A 20,077-nucleotide genomic window follows, 5' to 3' on the forward strand; every position below is an offset into this window, starting at 1 on the left:
AACTAATGGTGCCGTTGCTGCCAACCCTGCGCCGGCTGGCTCGTCTGGGGGCTTTGCTTAGCTTGCTGATCAGCCTTTCTGGCTGTGTTTCCTTCAATCAACCGCCGCGTCAGGCCCTGCTATCGGCTTTAAATCTGCAAGTTCAATTGAGTGAGGTTGAACTGGCTGATGCCCTGCAGCTATCGCCAAGGGAGGATGTGCCTAGCCTGCAGCGGGTGCGGTTGGATCAACAACGGCTGGAACGGATTCAAAATCAAAAGGTATGGCTGCTCCATGGCCGATTTGATTGGCGCTGGCCTGGAGAATCGCTGAATGTGGCAAGCCCCTTTGAATTGCGTTTGATACGCGGTGAAAAAGGTCAAACCTGGCGACTGCTAAAGCCACCAAGCTCCCAGTCTCCCCAGTGGCGGATATATCCATTGCCCCTGGCCTAAAACCAGCAACAATGGGAAACCCTTACGGTTAACAGTGAGCAGCCCCCGTCTCCACCCCCGCACAATTGAGGCGGTAAAGGAAAGGGCAGACATTGTTGAAGTGGTTGGTGAACACGTAGTACTAAAGAAAAAAGGCAAAGAATTTGTTGGGATTTGTCCATTTCACGATGACAAATCACCATCGATGACAGTATCGCCAGCAAAGCAATTTTATTATTGCTTTTCCTGTGGGGCTGGTGGTAATAGTTTGAAATTCCTGATGGAATTAAAGCGTCAGAGCTTTAGTGATGTGGTGCTTGAGCTGGCAAGGAAATATTCATTACCAGTTGAAACACTAGACGCTCCTCAGCAGGAACGCCTAAAAGAACAATTAACGCGACGAGATAAAATTCATCGAGCACTCGCTTTGGCGAGTGGTTGGTTTCGAGCAAATTTGCGCAGTCCAATCGGTGCAGCAGCTCTGAACTATTTGCAAAAGGATAGGGGCTTAAATAACGGCACGATCGAATTATTTGAGTTGGGCTACGCACCCAATAAGTGGGATGCGCTTATCAGCCATTTGCAACAGGTTGAAAATATTGATATTAATTGTTTAGAAATGGCTGGCTTAGTTGTTGCCCGCAAGGGGGGCGATGGATTTTATGATCGCTTTAGGGAGCGATTGATGGTTCCTATTCACGACCGTCAAGGCCGAATCATTGGTTTTGGTGGCCGTAGCCTTGAGGGGGTAGAACCAAAATATTTAAATTCACCTGAAACTGAAGTATTTGAAAAGGGTAAGCACTTATTTGGTTTGGATAAGGCTGCAGATCCAATTCGCCGCGCTGATTGTGCAATTGTTGTTGAGGGTTATTTTGATGTAATTGCCCTCCATGCCGCTGGAGTGCGCCACTCGGTTGCAGCATTGGGTACAGCGCTTGGTAGTCAGCAAATTACCCAGTTATGCCGCTGTTGTGATAGCAGGAGGATCGTACTTAATTTCGATGCTGATGGGGCTGGTATTAGGGCAGCTCAAAGGGCAATTGGTGAAGTTGAGCAACAAGCGTTGCAGGGGCAGATTGAATTGCGGATTTTGCCTTTGCCCGAGGGGAAGGATCCGGATGATTTTTTAAAACTCCAGGGCTCTGCCAATTATTTAGCCCTCGTTGAACAAGCACCCCTCTGGCTTGATTGGCAAATTGAGCAGGTATTGATCGGCATGGATTTAAACCGTGCCGATCAATTTCAGCAAGTGGTGAAGGCCCTTGTGGAGCTGCTTGGCAAATTGCCCCAATCGGCCCTGCGCAGCCACTATTTGCAAAGGGTGGCTGAACGTCTATCCGGCGGTCAATCGCGCATGGCGTTACAGCTGGAGGAGGATCTCCGTCAACAGGTGAAAGGCCAACGTTGGCATGGGCGCTCCAGTCGCCATGGTCAACCAGGGGAAGCTGGGATCAGAGAACGGGCAGAGGCAGCTTTGCTCCGTCTTTATTTGCATGCACCGGCGGTGCGCGCCGAAATTCGCAGGGAGTTGCGAACAAGGGACCTGGAGGATTTTGGGATTCCACACCACCGCAAGCTGTGGCTTGTTATTAGTGAATTAGAAGAATCAAAACTTGGCATTGTTGAAATTGAGGATATTTGTAGGGGCAGTAGCCCTGGGGAAGCCCTTATGGATATAGATATTGCTAAACTACTAAGTGATCATCTTTTAGAAACAAATACAGCCCTGCTTCAACGGCTGAGTGAACTGCTTGAGCCCAGTGAACTTCAAGATCTTAATTTAATCAATCCCACTCAACACTTGCGGGGTACCACAGCTAGCTTGGAACGCCAGCGAGTAATACGTAGATGTCGCCATTTAATTGAAGCTTGGGGTAGCCAACGCCTACAAAGTTTAGAACATTGTATTTCTTTACTGCTTGAGGCAGATCGCATTCAACCGGCTAACAATGACGATGGCGAACAAAGGATTGATTTACTATTTAATGAATTAAATGCAGATGCAATCCGATTTCAGGAACTTTATTACAATGAAAGGCGTTACCTAACCGAGCTGGACGCCCAGCGTTGCGCTTAATTCTTGTAATTTATCTTACACTTTGTTTTGAACTTTGTTTTAAACTTCATCCTGCTCCAGGAGGAGCTGTTGAAACTCGGTGTATAGGGTATCCTTTTCAATGATCTGATTATTTTTTTGTTTGATTTTTGTGGTTTCTGATTTCTTGGCTTCCATGGATTTTAACCTCGCTAGTAAATGGTCTGGCACATTACCGTCTGGGCTTACTTGCATTAGTTGACGGAACAATTCTTCGGGATTTTGTTCAGTTTCTACCGGATGTAATTTTCGGGTTGGTGTTGCTTCTGTTTTCTCAGGAGTTGCTAGCGGTTGGGGCAATCGCCTTCCTAGTGCTTCTAAACGCTCTTTACTTTTAGGATCAAGGGCCATATTATTCACATTGCAAGCTGTTAAAGGTGCTGCGACCAGTGCTGTTGTTTGTTCCGCTCGCAACTGCGCATAAAATCTTGAGTGAATCGCCCCGCAAAGGCACATTGGTAAAATCAGCACCAATAATACTCACATTCTTGAAGCGTGTATTAAAGGCAAATGCATCTTCAAGGATTGCTTGGTCGAGTTTTGTGCCATCAAATACTGCAGAATCCAAGGTTGCTCCGCGTAAATTTGCATCACTCAAATCTGCATCCTGAAGCTTTGCACCGAAAAGGCTTGCCCCTTCCAAGTTTGCCCCTTTGAAATTAGCCTCCCGCAAATTTGTGAGGCTAAATGTGGTGGCTCTTAAATCAGCTCCATGGAAATCCGCCCCGATCAACACCTGCTTATTAAATTCCTTCGCAGCAAACACAGGCAAGGCCATCCCTAAGCCGCAGCCCAGCAGGGACAGCGCTAGCACTAGGGAAGCGATTAATCGTGCCATTGCTTCATAGCTGAGTTTGGGTGGAACCCTAGATCTATTTCGATCCCTTTAGGTTTGTTGCCACCATCTCAACCAGATAGCTATCCAAGGAATAGAAGAGATATTGAGGGCCTTGGCGCTGAATTAGAGGCTCTGCAGCTGCTTAAGCAACGGGGCTGGGCATTGCTTGAACATCGCTGGAGCTGCCGCTGGGGAGAATTGGATCTACTGGTTTCCAAGCCCCAGAGGTTGCTGCTGGTGGAGGTGAAGGCCCGCAGCCGTTGTGGCCCAGACAATTGGGGGCTCGGGGCCTTTGGTCCCCAAAAGCGGCGCAGGTTAGAACGCAGTTTTTCCTGTTGGTTGGCGCTAAACCCCAATTGGCATGGGGCATCGGTTCAGATTGCCCTTGCCCTAGTGCCCTTGGGTTCGCGGCCCCGCTTGAGGCTCTCTCGGCCCATTCGCTGGTTGGTGCTCCACAGTTAGGAGCAACCCTCTGCAAATAGCTTCAATTTATGGGCTTCTCAGGCCACACCGCCCGCAAACGATTTGGCCAACACTGGTTAATCGACGCTGCTGTGCTCAACAGCATTGTTGGGGCGGCAAAGCTGCAAGCCACAGATAGGGTTTTGGAAATAGGCCCAGGGCGTGGTGCCCTCACCGAAAAAATTCTTGAGCAACCATTGCAAAGGCTAGAGGCCATTGAATTAGATCGGGATTTAGTGGTTGGTTTACAGCAGCGCTTTGGCAAAGATCCAAGATTTAACTTGCACCAGGGGGATGCCCTCGCCATGGCGCTCCCAACGGCAAATAAGGTTGTTGCAAATATTCCTTACAACATCACAGGTCCCCTGCTGGAGATTTTGCTTGGTCGGCTTGATCACCCGCGCTCAAATGGTTTTGATTCCCTTGTGCTGTTGTTACAGCAGGAGGTTGCCCAGCGAATCACGGCTGCACCAGGAAGTAGCAGCTTTAGTGCCTTGAGCGTACGTTTACAACTTCAGTGCTTTTGCGAAAAGGTTTGTGAGGTGCCTCCCCGTTGTTTCCAGCCACCGCCCAAGGTGAACTCTGAGGTGATTTGTTTAAGGCCCCTGGCTGAGCCGCTGCAATTGAATATTGCGATAACAGTTGAAAAATTGCTGAAATCAGCCTTTGCAGCCCGTCGCAAAATGCTTCGCAATACCCTTTGCCAATTTGTACCGGAGGGGGAGCTTCAAAATTGGCTTAACCAGGCGGATGTTTCAGCTCAACAAAGACCCCAAGAAATAGGTCCCAACAAATGGGTAGCGTTGGCAACTGCTCTGTTAGCTGAGTTTTGATTAAGCAAACTGCAATCCTGCAAAAGAAGGCCCCTGCCAAGCTCAATTTGCACCTGGAGGTGTTGGGAATCAGGCCAGATGGTTTTCATGAGCTTGCGATGGTGATGCAAACCGTTGATCTTTTCGATCACATCAGTGCTTCAGCCGGGGTTACTGGTGTTGTTTCGCTTAGCTGCTCCGATTCAAGCCTTGGCGTGGATGAAAGCAATTTGATAGTGAAAGCAGCCGTTGCACTTAAAAGCCATTGCAACCGCCCCGATCTCGGGGCTCAACTGCAGTTGCAAAAAAATATACCGATCGGGGCTGGCTTGGCTGGGGGATCTAGTGATGCCGCTACAACGCTGTTATTGCTTAATGAATTTTGGCAACTTGGTTTAAGCATGGCTGAGTTGGAGCAAATCGCAGCCCAGCTTGGTTCAGATGTGCCTTTTTGTTTAACAGGGGGCAGCCAATGCTGTTTCGGGCGTGGCGAACGCCTGCAGGCCCTGGCCGATCTTCCAAGCCTTGGGGTGCTTCTTATCAAGGATCCCAGCGCCCAGGTGAGTACCCCATGGGCCTATGGCCAATGCAAGCAAATGCGGGGCGATTTTTACCTCACCAACGAACAAGACTTTGAGCAGCGCCGTGAGCAACTGCGCCAAGGCCCCCTGTTGCGATGGTTTAAGGGCACAAGGGAACCACCCATGCCAATGCTGCGCAACGATTTACAAGCGGTTGTTGCCCCTGCCGTGCCCTCTGTTTCCAAAGGATTGAGCCTGCTTAAGGAAGCACCGGGTTTACTTGCTGCAGCCATGAGCGGTTCGGGCCCCAGCTTGTTTGGCCTATTTCCCAATCGCGCAGGGGCTGCTCTGGCGGAACAACAGCTCTTGCCCGCCCTGCGGGAGAATGGTTTTAGCCATTGGGTATGTGGATTTGAGTGTGCCAGAACCTACTAAGCAGCTGTTGCCGGCCAAGAAAGGTCCCCTCAGTTATTTGAGTGGCAGCCTCACCAGCGCCCTGTTCTGTGGTTTAGCCCTGAGCATCACCTGGAAAATCATTGGCTACTACAGCGATCGGCCGCCCCACTACAGCCAAAGAATTGCCCAATCAATTGCCACTGCAGTGAAAACCTTGCTTGTGGGCACAGGCTGCTTAGCAACTTTTACCTTTGGCTTGATCAGCATCGGCCTATTTCTGCTTTTAATTCGCTCCCTTATCCCTGCCGGGCCCGCTGCTGCCGATTAACCTGGCTTTAGTTTGATTAGTTCCATGACTCCCCATGACTTGGGGTTACTGGCCCTTCTGCTTTCGCCAGGCCTTTTGCTATCGGTTTTATTACTCACAACCTTTGCGGCAGGTGGCTAGGGCTCTTATCCGCTGATAGGTTGGCTCCCAGCCGAAATTTTCCGGCTTTCTACGTGCCCTGAGTTCTGTGGCTGAGACCCTTCTTTTCAATGCCTTGCGCGATGCCATCGATGAGGAGATGGCCCTAAACCCATATGTATGTGTGATGGGTGAAGATGTGGGCCAATACGGGGGCTCCTACAAAGTTACAAAAGATCTATACGAGAAATATGGCGAATTAAGGGTTCTTGATACGCCGATTGCAGAAAACAGCTTCACGGGCATGGCCGTGGGAGCTGCGATGACTGGGTTGCGACCAATAGTGGAAGGCATGAATATGGGTTTCTTATTGCTTGCCTTTAATCAGATTTCAAACAACATGGGGATGTTGCGCTACACCAGTGGCGGTAATTTCACGATCCCCACAGTTGTTAGGGGACCGGGGGGCGTTGGTAGGCAATTGGGGGCGGAGCACAGCCAACGCCTAGAGGCCTATTTTCATGCAGTTCCTGGCATAAAGATAGTTGCGTGTAGCACTCCAACCAATGCGAAGGGCCTAATGAAAGCTGCCATTCGCGACAACAATCCAGTTCTATTTTTTGAACATGTATTACTATATAATTTAAGTGAGGATATACCTGAGGGTGATTATACCTGCGCCTTGGATAAAGCGGAACTTGTTAGAGAAGGGGAAGATATTACAATCCTAACCTATTCGCGCATGCGCCACCATTGCTTGGCTGCTGTTAAGCAGTTGGAGGAGGCTGGCTACAACCCAGAACTCATTGATTTAGTTAGCCTAAAACCCTTTGATATGGATTTAATCAAGAAATCCATTTCAAAAACCCACAGGGTGGTTATTGTTGAAGAATGCATGAAAACTGGCGGCATCGGTGCCGAGCTGATTGCATTAATTATTGAAAATTGTTTTGATGAATTAGATGCAGCCCCAGTGCGCTTATCAAGCCAGGATATTCCCACGCCCTATAATGGAAAATTAGAAAATCTAACTATAATTCAACCCCATCAGATTGTATCTACGGTTAAATCGATGGTACAGCGATGACTAAATCGCAAGGCTGGCTCGCTCTAATTCTTGCCCTTGCAATAGGAAGCGTATTGGTTTTACGTAGTTTACCACTTTCACTTGGTCTTGATTTAAGAGGCGGCACACAATTAACACTTCTGATAAAACCTGCAGGTACGATTAAAAAAATTGAGCCAACAAAACTAGAAGCTGTTAAAGATGTGCTTGAAAGGAGGGTTAATGGCCTAGGTGTTTCTGAAGCCACGGTTACAACCTCCGGCGATGATCGCATTGTGGTTCAACTTCCAGGGGTCCAGGACCCCCGTAGGGCAGCCGAAGTTCTTGGCACAACAGCGATGTTGGAGTTCAGAGCTCAAAAACCTGGCACTGAACAAGAAATGACTGGTTTGATGAGATTGAAGCGTTTGCTTGAAGCTAAAATTGAACAATTAACAGGCACTGGTAAAGCAGAATCCGTTCAGGATGATTCCCTAAAGGATTTGCTGAAAACCTTAGATATAAAAAGCTCCGCCGAAGCATCAGAACTAGATCAACTAAAGGCAATACTATTAGATACTAATCGCAGGATTGTTAGTCTATTTGAGCCACCAGCTTTCACCGGTACCCACTTGATTGATGCTGGTAGGCAGCAACAACCTAATAGCCAGGCTTGGGAAGTAACCCTGAGGTTTGACAGGGTTGGTGGTGATGAATTCGCAGCATTAACAAAATCTATTGCAGGCACTAATAGGCTTTTAGGGATAATGCTTGATGGTAGGTCTATCAGTGAAGCAAGCGTTGGTCCGCAATTTGCCACCGCTGGAATCACAGGCGGTGCCGCAAGTATCACAGGTCAATTCAGCGCTGAACAGGCCAGAGATTTGGAAGTGCAATTAAGGGGTGGTGCTTTGCCCTTACCAGTTGAAATAGTTGAAAATCGCTCCGTTGGTCCCACGCTTGGTGCGGAAAATGTTCGCAATAGTTTAGTTGCAGCAATTTTAGGTATAGTTTTGGTTGGTATATTTATGGTTGTTATTTATAGGTTGCCTGGTTTTGTTGCTGTTCTTGCGTTGTGTTTGTATGCACTTTTCAATCTTGCCGTTTATGCACTTATTCCAGTAACTCTAACCCTGCCAGGTATCGCTGGTTTTATACTTTCAGTGGGCATGGCTGTGGATGCAAATATTCTTATCTTTGAACGTACAAAAGAAGAACTCCAAGATGGTAATAGTTTGTTTAGATCAGTTGATGTTGGATTTTCTAGGGCCTTTTCATCAATATTTGATGGCCATATAACCACCTTGATCAGCTGCGCTGCCCTCGCTTGGCTTGGTACGGGCCTTGTTCGAGGCTTTGCAGTAACCCTCGCAGTTGGTGTACTGCTTAGTTTGTTTACTGCCCTCACCTGTAGCCGTACCCTTTTACGCCTTGTACTTAGTTATCCAGCCCTTCGTCGCCCTGAATTTTTCTTGGGCTCCCCAACTCAGCCATGACATCTTCCAGCGGTGCTCTGCTACGTGAGCCATCTTTCCGAATAAATAGATACCGGCGTTTCTGCATGGTTCTAACTGTTTTCCTGCTATTTATTAGCTTGCTGGGCTTGATGTTGTCTTGGCTTTCGCCGATCCATGCCCCATTAAGGCCCGGCTTGGATTTTACAGGTGGCACATTAATCCAAGTTGAAAGGATCTGCAGCCCTGCTTGTAAAAGTTTTTCCACTGAGGAATTGCGAAAGGATCTACCAAGCGGCGCTGTTGTGCAAAGCCTTGATTCAGGAAAAGCAATCAGCGTACGCACTGCGGCCCTTAGCCCAGCTGAGAGCGGAGCAGTAGTTGAAAGCCTTGATCGCCTGCTCGGACCAATACAAGCCAGCGGTACCCAAATAAATACAATTGGACCATTATTGGGATCTCAGCTATTGCGCAGCAGTTTACTAGCATTAATAGTAAGTTTTGCTGGCATAGCTATTTATATCTCTTTGCGTTATGCCCGCCTCTATGCTGCAATGGCATTGATGTGTTTGACCCATGATGTTATTTTAACCACGGGATTATTTGCTTGGCTTGGATTATTGGCTGGGGTAGAAGTTGACAGTTTATTTGTAGTTGCGCTTCTTACAATAGCTGGCTATTCAGTAAATGATACCGTGGTTATTTTTGATCGTATTCGCGAACAACAACAGGTGCTTCCCAATCTTAGCGTTGAGGATCAAGTAGACCGAGCGGTTGCCGGCACACTTAAAAGGTCTTTCTATACAATAACTTCAACAATACTACCAATAATAGCCTTGATATTATTTGGCGGTGAAAGTCTTTACTGGTTTGCTGTTGCCTTACTTGTTGGTGTTCTAATTGGTGGTTGGTCGAGCATTGGTTTGATTCCACCATTGTTGCCCCTGCTTGGCGGCAAGCTTCCGAATAGGGGTTCTGCTGCCAATACTGCAGAGCTTCAAGCGTGAGTTTTAGAAAACTTTTTGCCACAACATTATGGTTGCTGGCTTTGTTAGAACTTCGTTCTGAAATAATTTTGCTCTACCAGCATTTCACCTGGACAAGTTTTTTCTATGCTATTTTTACTCATAAACTTGCATCCTTAGTTCTAATAATTATTCCCTATTGGTTCTTTCATGCACAAGTGACCTTAAAGTCCAGCGATCCATAATCTCTTTAACAAATATTTCCTCTAGTAGAACTTGTAAAACCACAACTGATGGTAGTGCGAGCAGCACACCCGGCAGTCCGAGGAGAGCACCAAGGCTCAACTGTGCCATCAGGGCAACTGTGGGTAGAAGATTTACAGTGCGCTTTAAAAGTATTGGTGTTACCAAAAATGCTTCAGCATTTTGAATAACAAGCCTCATGATAATTACCTGCAAGCTAAGTAAAGGTGATATTAAAAGTGCAACAGCAGCCGGCACAAGGGTGGCTACAGTTGGACCAATGGTGGGTACAAAAGTGAGAATCCCGCAAATTAAGCCGCTAAGTAACGCTAGGGGGACCTTTAGCCATACCAGGCCTGCCCATGTAACAACAAATACCAATGAAGCCGAAATTGTCATGCCCGCCAACCAGCCGCCAAGGGCCTCTCTGCATTCTGCTAAAAGTCTTTTGGTGTGTTGCCGGTAAAATCTTGGGCTTGATGAAATTATTAGTCGTGTATGACTTGAAGGATCTAAACAAAGCAAAATAGCTAGTAATGTCATTAATATCAGCTGAATTGAACTATTTGCTGCGCCTCCAGCCAAACCTAGTAATTGACTACCCAATGGCTGTAAACGTTGCAAGCTTGCGATTGAACCTAGGGAGCTAAATGATTTTTGGATATCATTAAGGCCTTGTATGTCCCCTGTGAGTAGAAAAAGCCTTTGCACTAGTATTGGCACTAATTGGTTAAGTGTTTTTATTTGCTCAAGCAATTCTGGCAAAAGAAGCGTGCCTAGTTCCCAACTGATAAAAGCAATCAGAACCACTACAACTGCAATGGCTAAAGGTCTTTTTAGTTTTAAGCGTTTAATAATGAATTGAACTGGCACATCTAAAGCAACTGCCATTACAATTGCACCAAATAATACGAGTAACACCCAGCGCAGCTCCCAGGCAAGCACCCCAAGGCAAATCAGGGCAATGCTTCCAAGCAGAGCTGGCCAATTAAAACTCCGTTGATTATTTTTCACGCTCCCAAGGGCCTTTTTAGGCCATCAAGAAAATCATTGATGAGTAGATCCCTGATCAAAACTTGCATACAAACGGCAAGGGGTAAGGCAAGTAATAAACCGATCGGGCCAAAAATTAATGTAAATGCCACTTGTGCAGCAAGGGTTAGCCCTGGCAATAATTTAAGTTGATGATGCATTACCGAAGGTGTTATCACATAGCTTTCCATATTTTGAATAAACACATAAAGAACTAACACTGCCACAGCTTTCCAGGGGGATTGCAGTATGGCTACAGCCATGGGGAAAATTGTACCTATTGTTGGGCCAACGTTTGGGATTACATTCAACATCCCAGCAAGGATTGCATTGGCAATTGTAAGCTTTATACCAAGTAAACTTAAGCCAATGAAGGCTAGAATAGCTACGCATATTGAACTAATAAGAACGCCAAACATCCAGCTTTTCAGCGCTTTTCCGCAGCTGATTAGCACAAGGCTGAAACGTTTTCTATAGAAGGATGGCGCTAAGGAAACAGCAACTTGGAGATAGCCACTGGGTTGGGCGGTAATCATCACTGCCACGGCAAGCACGAAGAGGGTTTGCAGCGCTGCGGCCCCTAGATTTCCGGCAAATCCAAGCAATGGTTTAACGCCACCACTAATATTGAAATCATTGCTTTGGCCAATACGCAGCAAAAATGTGTTGCTTAATTTGGCTAGATAGGAAAGTGCTTTTGGTAATTGTGTAAGCAGTTCGCTAAACTGTTCAACAAATGGTGGTACTAATAGAGCCGTAAGTAGAATCGCTAATGAAAAAATTACAAATAAACTAATTAACAGGGCTTGCCATCGTTTCAGGCAAAACTGCTGCTCCACTTTTGACACCAAGCCACACAGAGCTACGGCAATAACAACCGCGCCAAATAGTTGGATCAGTAGTTCCCGCAATTGCCAGCAAATGCCCAAGGCTGCCAGTAGTGCCAACAGGCCGCACCAGCTGGCAAATCCCATGCCAGCTTCAGCTTTGGTTGAATCCAAGTTCATGGCTTTCTGCATAGCGCTCAGCAAAGCGCATAAAACGCTCGAAGTCTGCCTCGCTTTTCCATGTATAGGTGGCCTCTAGGGCACTCGCCTTTCCGTTTACAAAGCGTGCCTTCACGTCACGGGTTATGAGCTCCCCTTCCTCATCCAGCAAAAACATGCCTGTGATGTCGCCGATCGCTTCAGGGGCGAGGGCATTTGGCTCCTCAAAAACGAAGAGTGCTTGGCCTGTCATGCCGTCGCGGGAACGGGTGAGCCTGATATCAGGTACCACCGGCTCATCAACTCCTCGGAAAAATTGAATTGCTGCTGCCATTTCATCCCCTCTAAAGCGAGAAGCTTAAGCAGCCCGCAGCTCCATCAGCAGCTGAGCAATATTTTCAATACTTTTACCGCCCCCATCAAGCCGTTCAATGCTCGATTGGCGCCGAGCTAGTTCACTGGTGTAGGAGCGGTCGTAGTAATCCAAGATTTCAGCGCAGGCTCTGCTGAGATCACCATTGCGAATGCTGCTCAGCGCTGTGGCTGTTCGTTGGGGACCGAGCTTGCGGCTAAGCCGTTCGGTTGCCTCAATTAATCCCTTCGGGCACTGGCTGCCATAAACCTCCACCAGCATGGCAATGCGCTCCTCCTTGGGGCGCTCAAGCACCACTAGCGGAGCTAGTTGCATTTGCTTCCAGATGCCATTTGGAATTCGGCAGCGTCCCACTTGGGCACTCTCCGCCTCAAGCCAGAGCGGTGCCATGCCATTTACGCCCCTTAATTCAATCGCTAGGCAATTTTCAAAATGTTCCACGCTTGGCTGTTTTGGTAAGCCAAGGCCGCCAAAGCTGCTGCCGCGGTGATTGGCCAATTTCTCCAGATCCACCACCGCAGCTCCCCTTTTTGCCAGGGCCTGCAAAACAGCTGTTTTGCCACTACCTGTGCTTCCACCCAATAGGCATATCGGCCAACTCAGCTCAAATTGGGCTAGGGCCCAGTTGCGGAAACTCTTGTAACCCCCAGCTAAAAGCTGAACATCAATGCCAACGGTTTTAGCGAGCCAAGCAACGCTGCTACTTCTCATGCCACCCCGCCAGCAATAAAGCCTTAGATGCCCGTTTTTCGCCTCAGCTTCCAATTGGTTGGCAAGCTCTAGCAAACGGGGTGCCACCAGTTCCAAACCAAGCTTTACGGCTACTTTTGAACCCTCCCGCTTGAAGCAGCTACCCACGGCAGCTCGTTCCTCATTAGAGAAAAGCGGCAGGTTTTTTGCCCCTGGAATATGGGCCTGCTCATATTCACCTGGGCTGCGCACGTCTAAAAGAGGGGCAGGGTTAGCCAGAAAAGCATTCACTGCAATACTTACCTCTGGCCTGTTTTGTGATGTTGACTGGTCCACGTTCCGATGAGCTGCTTGAGCTTTTCCTTGCAGGCACCGAGCGACAGCAACTGCGTTGTTGGGCACAGCTTCAATCGCAGGCATTTGAGCTTAGGGAGCTGATCTGGGAGAGGTTGCTCACTCAACCAAGGCAGGCAAATTCCTGGGCGAGTGGATCTCTACTGCGCCTATTGGCAAGGGATTCAGAAATGTTGGCTGAAATCAAGATCCGCTTTCCGCGGGGCTGGTTGCCATGCCCAGAGGGTTTTGCCAACTTATTTGAACAGCTACAGGATGCCTTGTTGCTCGAGCAGCTTGAGCTTTCAGATCGGCTAACTAGTTCTTTGCTCAGGGAGATGGCGGGGCCGGAGGCTGTGGCGAGGGGGTATGTGTATTTCAGCGAGGTGGCAAATTTCAAACCAAATCTTTTGGCCCACATGGATGCCCTCTGGTGGCTCTATAGCAATGGAAGATTTGGTTTTCGTGTGCAAAAGAAACTCCTTAGCAGTGTATCTGGCAACTGGGAAAACCTTTGGCAGTTGATTGCTTGGAAAGCAAACGGTGTTTGGACCCGCTATCCCAAAAACTTCAACTGGTCCCATGGGGCACCAGAGGGGCATATGCCCCTCGTGAATCAATTGCGTGGTGTTCGCTTACTTGATGCAATCTTGAAACATCCCGGCCTCGACTTAGGGCCTGGCTCTGCATAGGATCGAATCGCTGCGCAATGGGCGCCTGATGAACCAGGCTCAAACTTCTTGCCAACGCTGGCGCTGGTGTGAATTCAGCACAACTTCCACCTTGGCCCTACAGCCGCTTTTGGAGTTGTTGTTGGAACCGGTACCAGAGGCGGATAAAGATTTAATCCAGCTTGGTTTGCAGGAGGCGCTCGTAAACGCTGTTCGCCACGGTAACGGCGGAGATCCCCTCAAGATTTTGAGGGTTCGTAGGATCATGATGCCGAACTGGTTTGTATGGCAGGTGCAAGACCAAGGTTGTGGTTTGCCCCAGCAATTGCGCTGTGCCCATCTACCCCATTGTTTAGATGCCTTATCAGGCAGGGGCTTGTATTTGATGCATCAATGTTTTGATGACGTGCGCTGGAGCCCGAGAGGTAACCGGGTGCAAATGGCAAAACGCCGTTAGGAACGGGGGCAACCGGGATCCCGTTGTTCTCGTTTGAGCCAACGCAAAGCGCTCTCCAATAATTCAACAGCTGCTTGATCACCAGGGCCATTGGCTTGCAGGGCATGGATAAGGGCCGCTGAGATTTGCTCGCTGGCTCGCCTATGCGGATCGGTTTTTAATTGATGCCAATCACGATCGCTTATTTTTAAAAGATCATGGAGCTCCTTGGCAGCTTCCGATAGGTTTAAAAGCTCCGTATCAGCTGAAAAATCCGGCATGGCAGGCTATTTTGTGGTTAACAAAATCCTATTAGGTTCGCTGTGATGGCAGCAAGAAAAATACTAAAACCGCTTCAGTGGCTCCATAAATTGGCTGCTATCAATTCCATACTCTATGATTCAAAAATTATTTCAAAGTATCCATTAAAAAATCCATTCCAAAGACGTTTGCATCAACGCAAACAATTTCTAAAAGTATTGATAAGTAACCAGCCCTGGCAATCAGATGGTGATGGCAAGTTTTGGAGAGCAATGCGTTGGGGTGGCGCTGGTTTCCTAGCGTCTCAAACCCTGCATTACTTCTTGACGAGGTGATATTGAGGGTTGCAGGTGTTGGGCGCTGCGGGCTAGATCGTCGTGCAACTGCACGTCGTCTGCAGTTTCGGTATCGATAACGGTATGCAATAGATGTTGCGGACCACGCATCCAGGCATTGCGGAGGGAGCGCCTTAAACGGTCTTCCACAAGAACCAAGCGATCGGCAGCTTCCCTAGGGCTTTCACCCTGCTCAATTTCAGTGCGGAGGCAAACCCCAAAGCCATGGGCTTCGATCAGGGCCCTTCCACCGATTAACACGGTTTGGAAGGTCCAACCTTCAAGCCATCTAACCCGGAATGGGTTGGTCATCAAGAGCCTCAGGCACACCACCATTTGAACGGATGGGGAGATCCTTTACAAGTTTTTTCCATTTCTTGTTTCGTTTCTTGAACCTATGCCTGTGGAAAACTGGGCACGGACATCCGTTTTTCTAGCCAATCTCAGGCTTACTAGCGCACCAGATGCGTGTCATAAACCAGGTTTCTCCTTTGATCTCAGTAAAACCAACCCTGCTTAGGCGAGTTTCGATCTGATCGCCGATGTAATCGCGGTAATAGGGCTCATGGAACACCCTGCGGAAATTTTCCATAACAGGCTGAAATTGCGGGCTATCGGCCAACTGCACTGAATCAGCCAGAACAAGCACGCCTCCTGGCACTAAAACTCGGAAGGCTTCAGCTAGCACTGCCTCACGGGCTTCCGCGGGAAGCTCATGCAAAAGGAAAACGCAACTAACCGCTTGCATGGATTCATTTTGAAACGGCAATGCCTCCGCATTTCCCTGCACCAGCTGGGGCAGTTCACCGGGCAATTGAGATAACCAGCGGTTTGCTTGGCGTAGGTAGGCATTTGATAAATCCAAGCCCACCAATTGGGCGCTGCTAAATGCACCTCTTAATTGCCTAAGGGTGCGGCCAGTGCCGCTGGCCACATCAAGAATTCTTAGGGCGCCACTAGCCAAATTTGCCCTTGATAGGCGTTCTTTTAATGGCTTCAGGATCCTGCGGCGCATGGCATCTGCCGTGCCGTTAAAAAGCAGTTCCACCTGAAGGTCGTATAGCTCAGCTGAACGATCGCTGAGGTAACCATCGGTTTGATGGTGAAAATTCTGCAGGTAGTAGTCGGGGAAATTGCTGATGTCAACGTTGTTGGGAAGATCTCGCACATCCCGGCGCAGCCTGCGGTTCCAAATGTTTGGCAAATCAAGCCACACCAGTGGGTAGCGCAGCATCCAATCCAGCCATGGGGCATCGAATAATTGGCTGGTGGGATACAAGCCTTGTTCTGCCTCTAGCCAATCCCTTTCAAGCAGGTAATCCATGCTGGTGCGCAAGGCTTGCAGGGTTTCGGCTCTTATCGGGATTGTTTCAGCATTTGCCTTGGGCGCCACCAGATCCATCAATTGGGTGCTCACTTGTTTGTGGGCAATACCAAGCAAGCTTTTGCCCTGCTGCATGGTTTGGTAAGCGATCTTGGTAACCGAAGCCGCCATCGATGGGGGGTGTAATTAACTACTCACATTTCAGCGGATTTGCCGCTTGGCCGCGAGATTCAAGTAACCGTTTCTGTCGGATCTAGGCAAACAAGGCGGCTTAGGCGCTGCAAAAGCATTGCGGGTGATAGCTTTTGGCCACTGGTCTTGATGCCATGCAAGATGCGATCACCGGTTTGATCGGCCGTTACGACCAACAGGGTCGCTATTTCGACCGCTCAGCGTTGGATCGCCTTGAGGCTTATTTCGCTGAATCAAGCCTGCGGTTGGCAGCGGTAGCAATCATTAATGCGGAAGCGGCTGAAATCATCCGGGAAGCCAGTCAACGCCTTTGGCTTGCTGATCCCGAACTGTTACTGCCCGGTGGCAATGCTTACACCACCCGCCGTTTATCCGCCTGCCTTAGGGATCTCGACTATTTCCTGCGCTATGGCTCCTATGCCCTCGTGGCCGGTGATTGGCAGGTGTTGAACGAAAGGGTGCTTAATGGGCTCAACGACACCTACAAGTCCCTGGGTGTGCCCACAGGCCCCACAGCAAGGGGCATTCTTTTAATGGCAGACGTGTTAAGTGAAAAGTTGGCTGCCACAGGCTTCAGTGATCCAACTTTGGCTCGCGCCCCCTTTGAGCACATGGCAAAAAACCTTGCCGAAACAAATTTGAATGGCCGTTGAATCGGCCAATGGTTAGTCTCACATCCTCAATTCTTGTCTAGTCGCGTGAACGTTTCCCCGCTCTCCACTGTGAAAGAGACCGTGAGTGCGTCCCATCGTTTACGGCTAGATCCGATTTCTACGCCTAATCGCCTGTTGTTGGGGCCAGGTCCATCAAATGCAGATCCCACTGTGTTGCAGGCCATGGCCAGGCCCCCCCTCAGCCACCTGGATCCGCTTTATCTAGAGCTGATGAACGAAGTGCAGGAAATGCTGCGCTATGCCTGGCAAACCGATAACAGGATCACGATTCCAGTTAGCGGTACCGGCAGTGCCGCCATGGAAGCAACCATTGCAAACACCGTTGAACCAGGAGATCGTGTCCTTGTTGGGGTGATTGGTTATTTCGGTTTGCGCTTGGTGGATATGTGCAACCGCTACGGAGCAGATGTGCAGGTTCTTGAAGCTCCCTGGGGTGAAGCCTTGGCGCTCGAGCAAATAGCAGCAGCCATCAAACAACACAGGCCGGCGGTGTTTGCCTTAGTGCATGCCGAAACTTCCACAGGTGTGTGCCAACCCCTTGACGGCATTGGCGCCCTCTGCCGCGAAAACAACTGCCTGCTCATTCTCGACACCGTTACATCCCTTGGTGCTGTACCCCTCAAGCTCGACGAAGCCCAGGTTGATTTGGCCTACAGCTGTAGCCAGAAGGGCCTGAGTTGCCCTCCGGGCCTGGGGCCATTCACCATGGGGCCGAGGGCTGAGGAAAAGATTGAACGGCGCAAGGGCAAGGTTCCAAATTGGTATTTAGATATGTCTGGTTTGAAGTCTTATTGGGGCAAAGATCGCACTTACCACCACACAGCGCCGGTAAATATGAATTTTGGTTTGCGGGAGGCACTCAGGCTTCTCTGTGAAGAGGGTTTGGAAAATGCCTGGGATCGCCACCGCAGCAATAGCGAAAAAATGTGGCTTGGGCTAGAGGAATTAGGCCTTGAACTGCACGTGCCCCATTCCCTTCGCCTGCCAACCCTCACCACCGTAAGAATCCCCGCTGGTATTGATGGCAAAGCCTTTTCCGCCCATTTGCTAAATAAACATGGGGTTGAGATCGGCAATGGTCTAGGGAGCCTTGCCGGTGAGGTGTGGCGCGTTGGCCTGATGGGCACTAACAGCACCCCAGCGAATGTTGATTTGTTGCTTAATTTGCTTGAACTTGAGTTGCCAATCTTCCGTACTGGCCGCGTCGCTGCCTAAACCAGCTAACCAGTAGCTCCTCACATTGATCAGCCAAAACTCCGCCAGTTACCTCCATGTGGTGATGGGCACTGGCGTTGTTAGCAAGATCCAAACAGCTCCCCAATGCGCCGCGCTTGGGATCACCAGCACCAAACACCACATGGCCCATTCGCGCTTGAACAAGGGCCCCGGCACACATCGGGCAGGGCTCCAAGGTAACTATCAGGGTGTGCTGATTAAACCGCCAGGTGGAGCTGCTCAGGCTTGCCTGGCGCAGGGCAACCAATTCGGCATGGCCAAGCGGGTTTTGTTCTTTTTCGCGCCGGTTACTGCCCCAGCCAATCGCCCTTCCCATTGGGTCGAGCACCACTGCAGCAACAGGTATCTCCCCGCAACCGCCAGCAGCTGCAGCCAGCCTCAACAGCCGCTCCATCCAGATGGTGATGGGTGTTTCCATTAACCATCACAATGGTTGATCAACGGATCAATGGCTTGCAAGCCCCAGGACTTCCCAAAGCTTTCCCAGGCCCAGATGAAACCCAGGGCGCCTTGGGGGAATTGCTCGGCCATGGGAGCAAAATACTTTGTGATTGGCTAGAGGCAACAAATAACCACGGACCTAGGCCCGCTCTAAGCGTTCAACCCCTCGCGGAACCGGGTGATGCTGGTAAGTCGATGGAGCAGCTCTGGTGTGATCTCGCCGGGTTGATGGATGGTGCCTATAGGCCTAATCATCCGGGCGCATTGGCCCACCTTGATCCCCCTTCCCTAGGGGTTTCAATTTGCGCTGAGATGATTGCAGCAGGGCTGAATAACAACCTTCTAGCTGAGGAACTCTCCCCATCTTTAAGTCGATTAGAGCGCAGTTTGTGCAGCTGGATCGCCCGTGAGATCGGGCTTGGTGATCTTGCCTCAGGGGTGCCTGCCAGCGGTGGAAGTTTAAGCAACCTGATGGCCCTTGTTTGCGCGCGCCAGGCAGCTCAACTGCAAAAACACTCAAATTGTGTTGTTATTACAGGCGCCGGTTCCCATGTGTCATTAAACAAGGCGCTGGCGGTTATGGGCATAGGGGCTGATTGTCTATGGCGATTGCCACTGGATAGCCAGGGGCGGTTAAAGGCAATTGAAGTTGCTGCTGCTTTTGATAAAGCTCAAAAGCTTGGTTTACCGATCCTTGCCGTTGTTGCCACTGCAGGTACCACCATTCAAGGACTGGTGGATCCCATAGGAGAGATGGCAGCATTGTGTAAATCTGCAGGGGTATGGCTGCATGTGGATGGTGCAATCGGTGGCGTGTGCGCCTTAGTTGAGAGTGAACGCTGGCGAGTTGAAGGGATTGGTTTAGCTGATTCAGTTAGCTTGAACCCACAAAAACTACTTGGTGTTAGCAAGCCTTCCTCACTGCTGCTTTTAAAGGATCCAGCCCATTTAAAAAATAGTTTTTCCACTGGCCTTCCCTATATGGAGCCGCCTTTGGTTAGTCAGGGCGGTGAATTAGGTTTACAAGGAACCCGGGGGGCTGAGGTGTTGAAATTGTGGATGAGTTTGCAGTATCTGGGCCTTGAAGGTATTGAAAATATTTTGCAATCTGCTTTTTCCCGTGCCTCAATATTGCGCAATTTGCTTGAGTCTATGCCATTGCAGTTATTAGCTGGTGATTTACATCTCCTTAGTTTTACCGCCTCGGGAATGGAATCTGAAAACCAGGTTGCCTGGCGCGATAGATGTCATAGGGAATTGTTAAGATCTAATTATTGGCTATCCAAGCCAAATTGGCGTGAACTGCCACTTTTAAAGGCTGTTCTCGGTAATCCGTATACAAGTTCCGAACATTTGCAGCAGTTGGCTTCTGTTGTTAAAAAATCATTGATATGAAACAGGAAAATAAAAGGGGCCGCTGGGTAGCAATAAGCACGGGCG

The 20,077-nt window shown here is 49.2% G+C and carries 24 protein-coding genes; 14 read left to right on the forward strand and 10 right to left on the reverse strand.

What is annotated here, in order from left to right; genetic code table 11:
* Positions 1–5: 5 nt before the first annotated feature.
* The gene (locus tag KBY68_RS01465) at positions 6–434 is read left to right on the forward strand and encodes a hypothetical protein (protein WP_255095628.1); all 429 of its coding nucleotides are present in this window, start codon (positions 6–8) and stop codon (positions 432–434) included.
* A 34-nt stretch (positions 435–468) separates the two neighbouring features.
* Positions 469–2,493 (forward strand): DNA primase, encoded by a 2,025-nt coding sequence (gene dnaG, locus KBY68_RS01470; RefSeq protein ID WP_255095629.1) that lies wholly within the window; start codon positions 469–471, stop codon positions 2,491–2,493.
* Positions 2,494–2,532: 39 nt separating this feature from the next.
* Here dnaG and KBY68_RS01475 read toward each other — a convergent pair whose 3' ends face one another.
* Both KBY68_RS01475 and KBY68_RS01480 read right to left on the reverse strand, forming a co-directional pair.
* Positions 2,533–2,862 carry a hypothetical protein gene (locus KBY68_RS01475; RefSeq protein ID WP_255095630.1) on the reverse strand — a complete coding sequence of 110 codons (330 nt, stop codon included), beginning with the start codon at positions 2,860–2,862 and terminating at the stop codon, positions 2,533–2,535.
* A 1-nt stretch (position 2,863) separates the two neighbouring features.
* On the reverse strand, positions 2,864–3,349 hold the full coding sequence (locus KBY68_RS01480) for a pentapeptide repeat-containing protein (protein ID WP_255095631.1): 486 nt from the start codon (positions 3,347–3,349) through the stop codon (positions 2,864–2,866).
* Between the two features lie 57 nt (positions 3,350–3,406).
* On the opposite strand from KBY68_RS01480, the gene KBY68_RS01485 reads away from it, so the two are divergent.
* The 7 genes from KBY68_RS01485 (at position 3,407) to secF (ending at position 9,452) form a co-directional block, all read left to right on the forward strand.
* The gene (locus KBY68_RS01485; protein ID WP_255095632.1) at positions 3,407–3,811 is read left to right on the forward strand and encodes a YraN family protein; all 405 of its coding nucleotides are present in this window, start codon (positions 3,407–3,409) and stop codon (positions 3,809–3,811) included.
* Between the two features lie 29 nt (positions 3,812–3,840).
* The gene (gene rsmA, locus KBY68_RS01490; protein ID WP_255095633.1) at positions 3,841–4,644 is read left to right on the forward strand and encodes a 16S rRNA (adenine(1518)-N(6)/adenine(1519)-N(6))-dimethyltransferase RsmA; all 804 of its coding nucleotides are present in this window, start codon (positions 3,841–3,843) and stop codon (positions 4,642–4,644) included.
* Positions 4,641–5,579, forward strand: a complete 939-nt coding sequence (gene ispE, locus KBY68_RS01495) for a 4-(cytidine 5'-diphospho)-2-C-methyl-D-erythritol kinase (RefSeq protein ID WP_255095634.1) — start codon at positions 4,641–4,643, stop codon at positions 5,577–5,579. Before rsmA ends, ispE begins: the two co-directional genes overlap by 4 nt.
* Positions 5,563–5,868: a DUF3082 domain-containing protein gene (locus KBY68_RS01500; RefSeq protein ID WP_315855635.1), complete on the forward strand. Its 306-nt coding sequence runs from the start codon at positions 5,563–5,565 to the stop codon at positions 5,866–5,868. The genes ispE and KBY68_RS01500 overlap by 17 nt, the downstream gene beginning before the upstream one ends.
* 187 nt (positions 5,869–6,055) lie before the next feature.
* Positions 6,056–7,033 carry an alpha-ketoacid dehydrogenase subunit beta gene (locus tag KBY68_RS01505; RefSeq protein ID WP_106498923.1) on the forward strand — a complete coding sequence of 326 codons (978 nt, stop codon included), beginning with the start codon at positions 6,056–6,058 and terminating at the stop codon, positions 7,031–7,033.
* Entirely contained in the window at positions 7,030–8,487 is a 1,458-nt protein-coding gene (secD, locus tag KBY68_RS01510) for a protein translocase subunit SecD (protein WP_255095636.1), read from the forward strand. The genes KBY68_RS01505 and secD overlap by 4 nt, the downstream gene beginning before the upstream one ends.
* Positions 8,484–9,452 (forward strand): protein translocase subunit SecF, encoded by a 969-nt coding sequence (secF, locus tag KBY68_RS01515; protein ID WP_106498921.1) that lies wholly within the window; start codon positions 8,484–8,486, stop codon positions 9,450–9,452. Before secD ends, secF begins: the two co-directional genes overlap by 4 nt.
* A 147-nt stretch (positions 9,453–9,599) precedes the next feature.
* Here secF and KBY68_RS01520 read toward each other — a convergent pair whose 3' ends face one another.
* The 4 genes from KBY68_RS01520 to mnmH are packed head-to-tail and all read right to left on the reverse strand — an operon-like array spanning position 9,600 to position 13,070.
* Positions 9,600–10,667 (reverse strand): AI-2E family transporter, encoded by a 1,068-nt coding sequence (locus KBY68_RS01520; RefSeq protein ID WP_255095637.1) that lies wholly within the window; start codon positions 10,665–10,667, stop codon positions 9,600–9,602.
* A complete protein-coding gene (locus KBY68_RS01525) occupies positions 10,664–11,692 on the reverse strand; it encodes an AI-2E family transporter (RefSeq protein ID WP_315855636.1) in 1,029 nt (342 codons plus the stop codon). Before KBY68_RS01525 ends, KBY68_RS01520 begins: the two co-directional genes overlap by 4 nt.
* A complete protein-coding gene (psb28, locus tag KBY68_RS01530; RefSeq protein WP_106498919.1) occupies positions 11,667–12,005 on the reverse strand; it encodes a photosystem II reaction center protein Psb28 in 339 nt (112 codons plus the stop codon). The genes KBY68_RS01525 and psb28 overlap by 26 nt, the downstream gene beginning before the upstream one ends.
* 24 nt (positions 12,006–12,029) lie before the next feature.
* A complete protein-coding gene (mnmH, locus tag KBY68_RS01535; protein ID WP_255095638.1) occupies positions 12,030–13,070 on the reverse strand; it encodes a tRNA 2-selenouridine(34) synthase MnmH in 1,041 nt (346 codons plus the stop codon).
* On the opposite strand from mnmH, the gene KBY68_RS01540 reads away from it, so the two are divergent.
* Both KBY68_RS01540 and KBY68_RS01545 read left to right on the forward strand, forming a co-directional pair.
* On the forward strand, positions 13,055–13,759 hold the full coding sequence (locus KBY68_RS01540) for a GUN4 domain-containing protein (protein ID WP_255095639.1): 705 nt from the start codon (positions 13,055–13,057) through the stop codon (positions 13,757–13,759). The two genes, mnmH and KBY68_RS01540, sit on opposite strands and share 16 nt — an antisense overlap.
* A 28-nt stretch (positions 13,760–13,787) precedes the next feature.
* Positions 13,788–14,195: an ATP-binding protein gene (locus tag KBY68_RS01545; protein WP_255095640.1), complete on the forward strand. Its 408-nt coding sequence runs from the start codon at positions 13,788–13,790 to the stop codon at positions 14,193–14,195.
* Here the strand turns inward: KBY68_RS01545 and KBY68_RS01550 are convergent.
* The 3 genes from KBY68_RS01550 to KBY68_RS01560 all read right to left on the reverse strand — a co-directional run bounded on the left by KBY68_RS01550 (position 14,192) and on the right by KBY68_RS01560 (position 16,229).
* Positions 14,192–14,455 carry a DUF6439 family protein gene (locus KBY68_RS01550; protein WP_255095641.1) on the reverse strand — a complete coding sequence of 88 codons (264 nt, stop codon included), beginning with the start codon at positions 14,453–14,455 and terminating at the stop codon, positions 14,192–14,194. The two genes, KBY68_RS01545 and KBY68_RS01550, sit on opposite strands and share 4 nt — an antisense overlap.
* A gap of 276 nt (positions 14,456–14,731) precedes the next feature.
* Positions 14,732–15,082, reverse strand: coding sequence for a hypothetical protein (locus KBY68_RS01555; RefSeq protein ID WP_255095642.1), 351 nt, complete (start codon positions 15,080–15,082; stop codon positions 14,732–14,734).
* Between the two features lie 121 nt (positions 15,083–15,203).
* Positions 15,204–16,229 carry a methyltransferase domain-containing protein gene (locus KBY68_RS01560; RefSeq protein WP_390634969.1) on the reverse strand — a complete coding sequence of 342 codons (1,026 nt, stop codon included), beginning with the start codon at positions 16,227–16,229 and terminating at the stop codon, positions 15,204–15,206.
* Positions 16,230–16,420: 191 nt separating this feature from the next.
* Here KBY68_RS01560 and KBY68_RS01565 point away from each other — a divergent pair, with 191 nt between their 5' ends.
* Both KBY68_RS01565 and KBY68_RS01570 read left to right on the forward strand, forming a co-directional pair.
* A complete protein-coding gene (locus KBY68_RS01565; protein WP_255095670.1) occupies positions 16,421–16,939 on the forward strand; it encodes a bilin-binding protein in 519 nt (172 codons plus the stop codon).
* A gap of 81 nt (positions 16,940–17,020) precedes the next feature.
* Positions 17,021–18,175 (forward strand): pyridoxal-phosphate-dependent aminotransferase family protein, encoded by a 1,155-nt coding sequence (locus KBY68_RS01570; protein ID WP_341879858.1) that lies wholly within the window; start codon positions 17,021–17,023, stop codon positions 18,173–18,175.
* On the opposite strand, the gene KBY68_RS01575 is transcribed toward KBY68_RS01570, so the two are convergent.
* The gene (locus tag KBY68_RS01575) at positions 18,120–18,614 is read right to left on the reverse strand and encodes a nucleoside deaminase (RefSeq protein WP_255095644.1); all 495 of its coding nucleotides are present in this window, start codon (positions 18,612–18,614) and stop codon (positions 18,120–18,122) included. The genes KBY68_RS01570 and KBY68_RS01575 overlap by 56 nt on opposite strands.
* 11 nt (positions 18,615–18,625) lie before the next feature.
* Here KBY68_RS01575 and KBY68_RS01580 point away from each other — a divergent pair, with 11 nt between their 5' ends.
* On the forward strand, positions 18,626–20,032 hold the full coding sequence (locus tag KBY68_RS01580; protein ID WP_255095645.1) for a pyridoxal phosphate-dependent decarboxylase family protein: 1,407 nt from the start codon (positions 18,626–18,628) through the stop codon (positions 20,030–20,032).
* The last annotated feature ends 45 nt before the right edge of the window (positions 20,033–20,077 follow it).

It is taken from the genome of Synechococcus lacustris Maggiore-St4-Slac (genome assembly GCF_024345595.1).
Lineage (GTDB): Bacteria > Cyanobacteriota > Cyanobacteriia > PCC-6307 > Cyanobiaceae > Synechococcus_D > Synechococcus_D lacustris.

Coding starts and splice junctions, on each gene's coding strand:
- KBY68_RS01575 (WP_255095644.1), bottom strand. CDS start 18,614: ATGGAAACACCCATCACCATCTGGATGGAGCGGCTGTTGAGGCTGGCT.
- KBY68_RS01565 (WP_255095670.1), top strand. CDS start 16,421: ATGCAAGATGCGATCACCGGTTTGATCGGCCGTTACGACCAACAGGGT.
- psb28 (WP_106498919.1), bottom strand. CDS start 12,005: ATGGCAGCAGCAATTCAATTTTTCCGAGGAGTTGATGAGCCGGTGGTA.
- rsmA (WP_255095633.1), top strand. CDS start 3,841: ATGGGCTTCTCAGGCCACACCGCCCGCAAACGATTTGGCCAACACTGG.
- secF (WP_106498921.1), top strand. CDS start 8,484: ATGACATCTTCCAGCGGTGCTCTGCTACGTGAGCCATCTTTCCGAATA.
- KBY68_RS01540 (WP_255095639.1), top strand. CDS start 13,055: ATGTTGACTGGTCCACGTTCCGATGAGCTGCTTGAGCTTTTCCTTGCA.
- secD (WP_255095636.1), top strand. CDS start 7,030: ATGACTAAATCGCAAGGCTGGCTCGCTCTAATTCTTGCCCTTGCAATA.
- KBY68_RS01560 (WP_390634969.1), bottom strand. CDS start 16,229: ATGCAGCAGGGCAAAAGCTTGCTTGGTATTGCCCACAAACAAGTGAGC.
- KBY68_RS01580 (WP_255095645.1), top strand. CDS start 18,626: ATGGTTGATCAACGGATCAATGGCTTGCAAGCCCCAGGACTTCCCAAA.
- KBY68_RS01545 (WP_255095640.1), top strand. CDS start 13,788: ATGAACCAGGCTCAAACTTCTTGCCAACGCTGGCGCTGGTGTGAATTC.
- KBY68_RS01550 (WP_255095641.1), bottom strand. CDS start 14,455: ATGCCGGATTTTTCAGCTGATACGGAGCTTTTAAACCTATCGGAAGCT.
- KBY68_RS01555 (WP_255095642.1), bottom strand. CDS start 15,082: ATGACCAACCCATTCCGGGTTAGATGGCTTGAAGGTTGGACCTTCCAA.
- KBY68_RS01475 (WP_255095630.1), bottom strand. CDS start 2,862: ATGGCCCTTGATCCTAAAAGTAAAGAGCGTTTAGAAGCACTAGGAAGG.
- KBY68_RS01465 (WP_255095628.1), top strand. CDS start 6: ATGGTGCCGTTGCTGCCAACCCTGCGCCGGCTGGCTCGTCTGGGGGCT.
- KBY68_RS01480 (WP_255095631.1), bottom strand. CDS start 3,349: ATGGCACGATTAATCGCTTCCCTAGTGCTAGCGCTGTCCCTGCTGGGC.
- KBY68_RS01525 (WP_315855636.1), bottom strand. CDS start 11,692: ATGAACTTGGATTCAACCAAAGCTGAAGCTGGCATGGGATTTGCCAGC.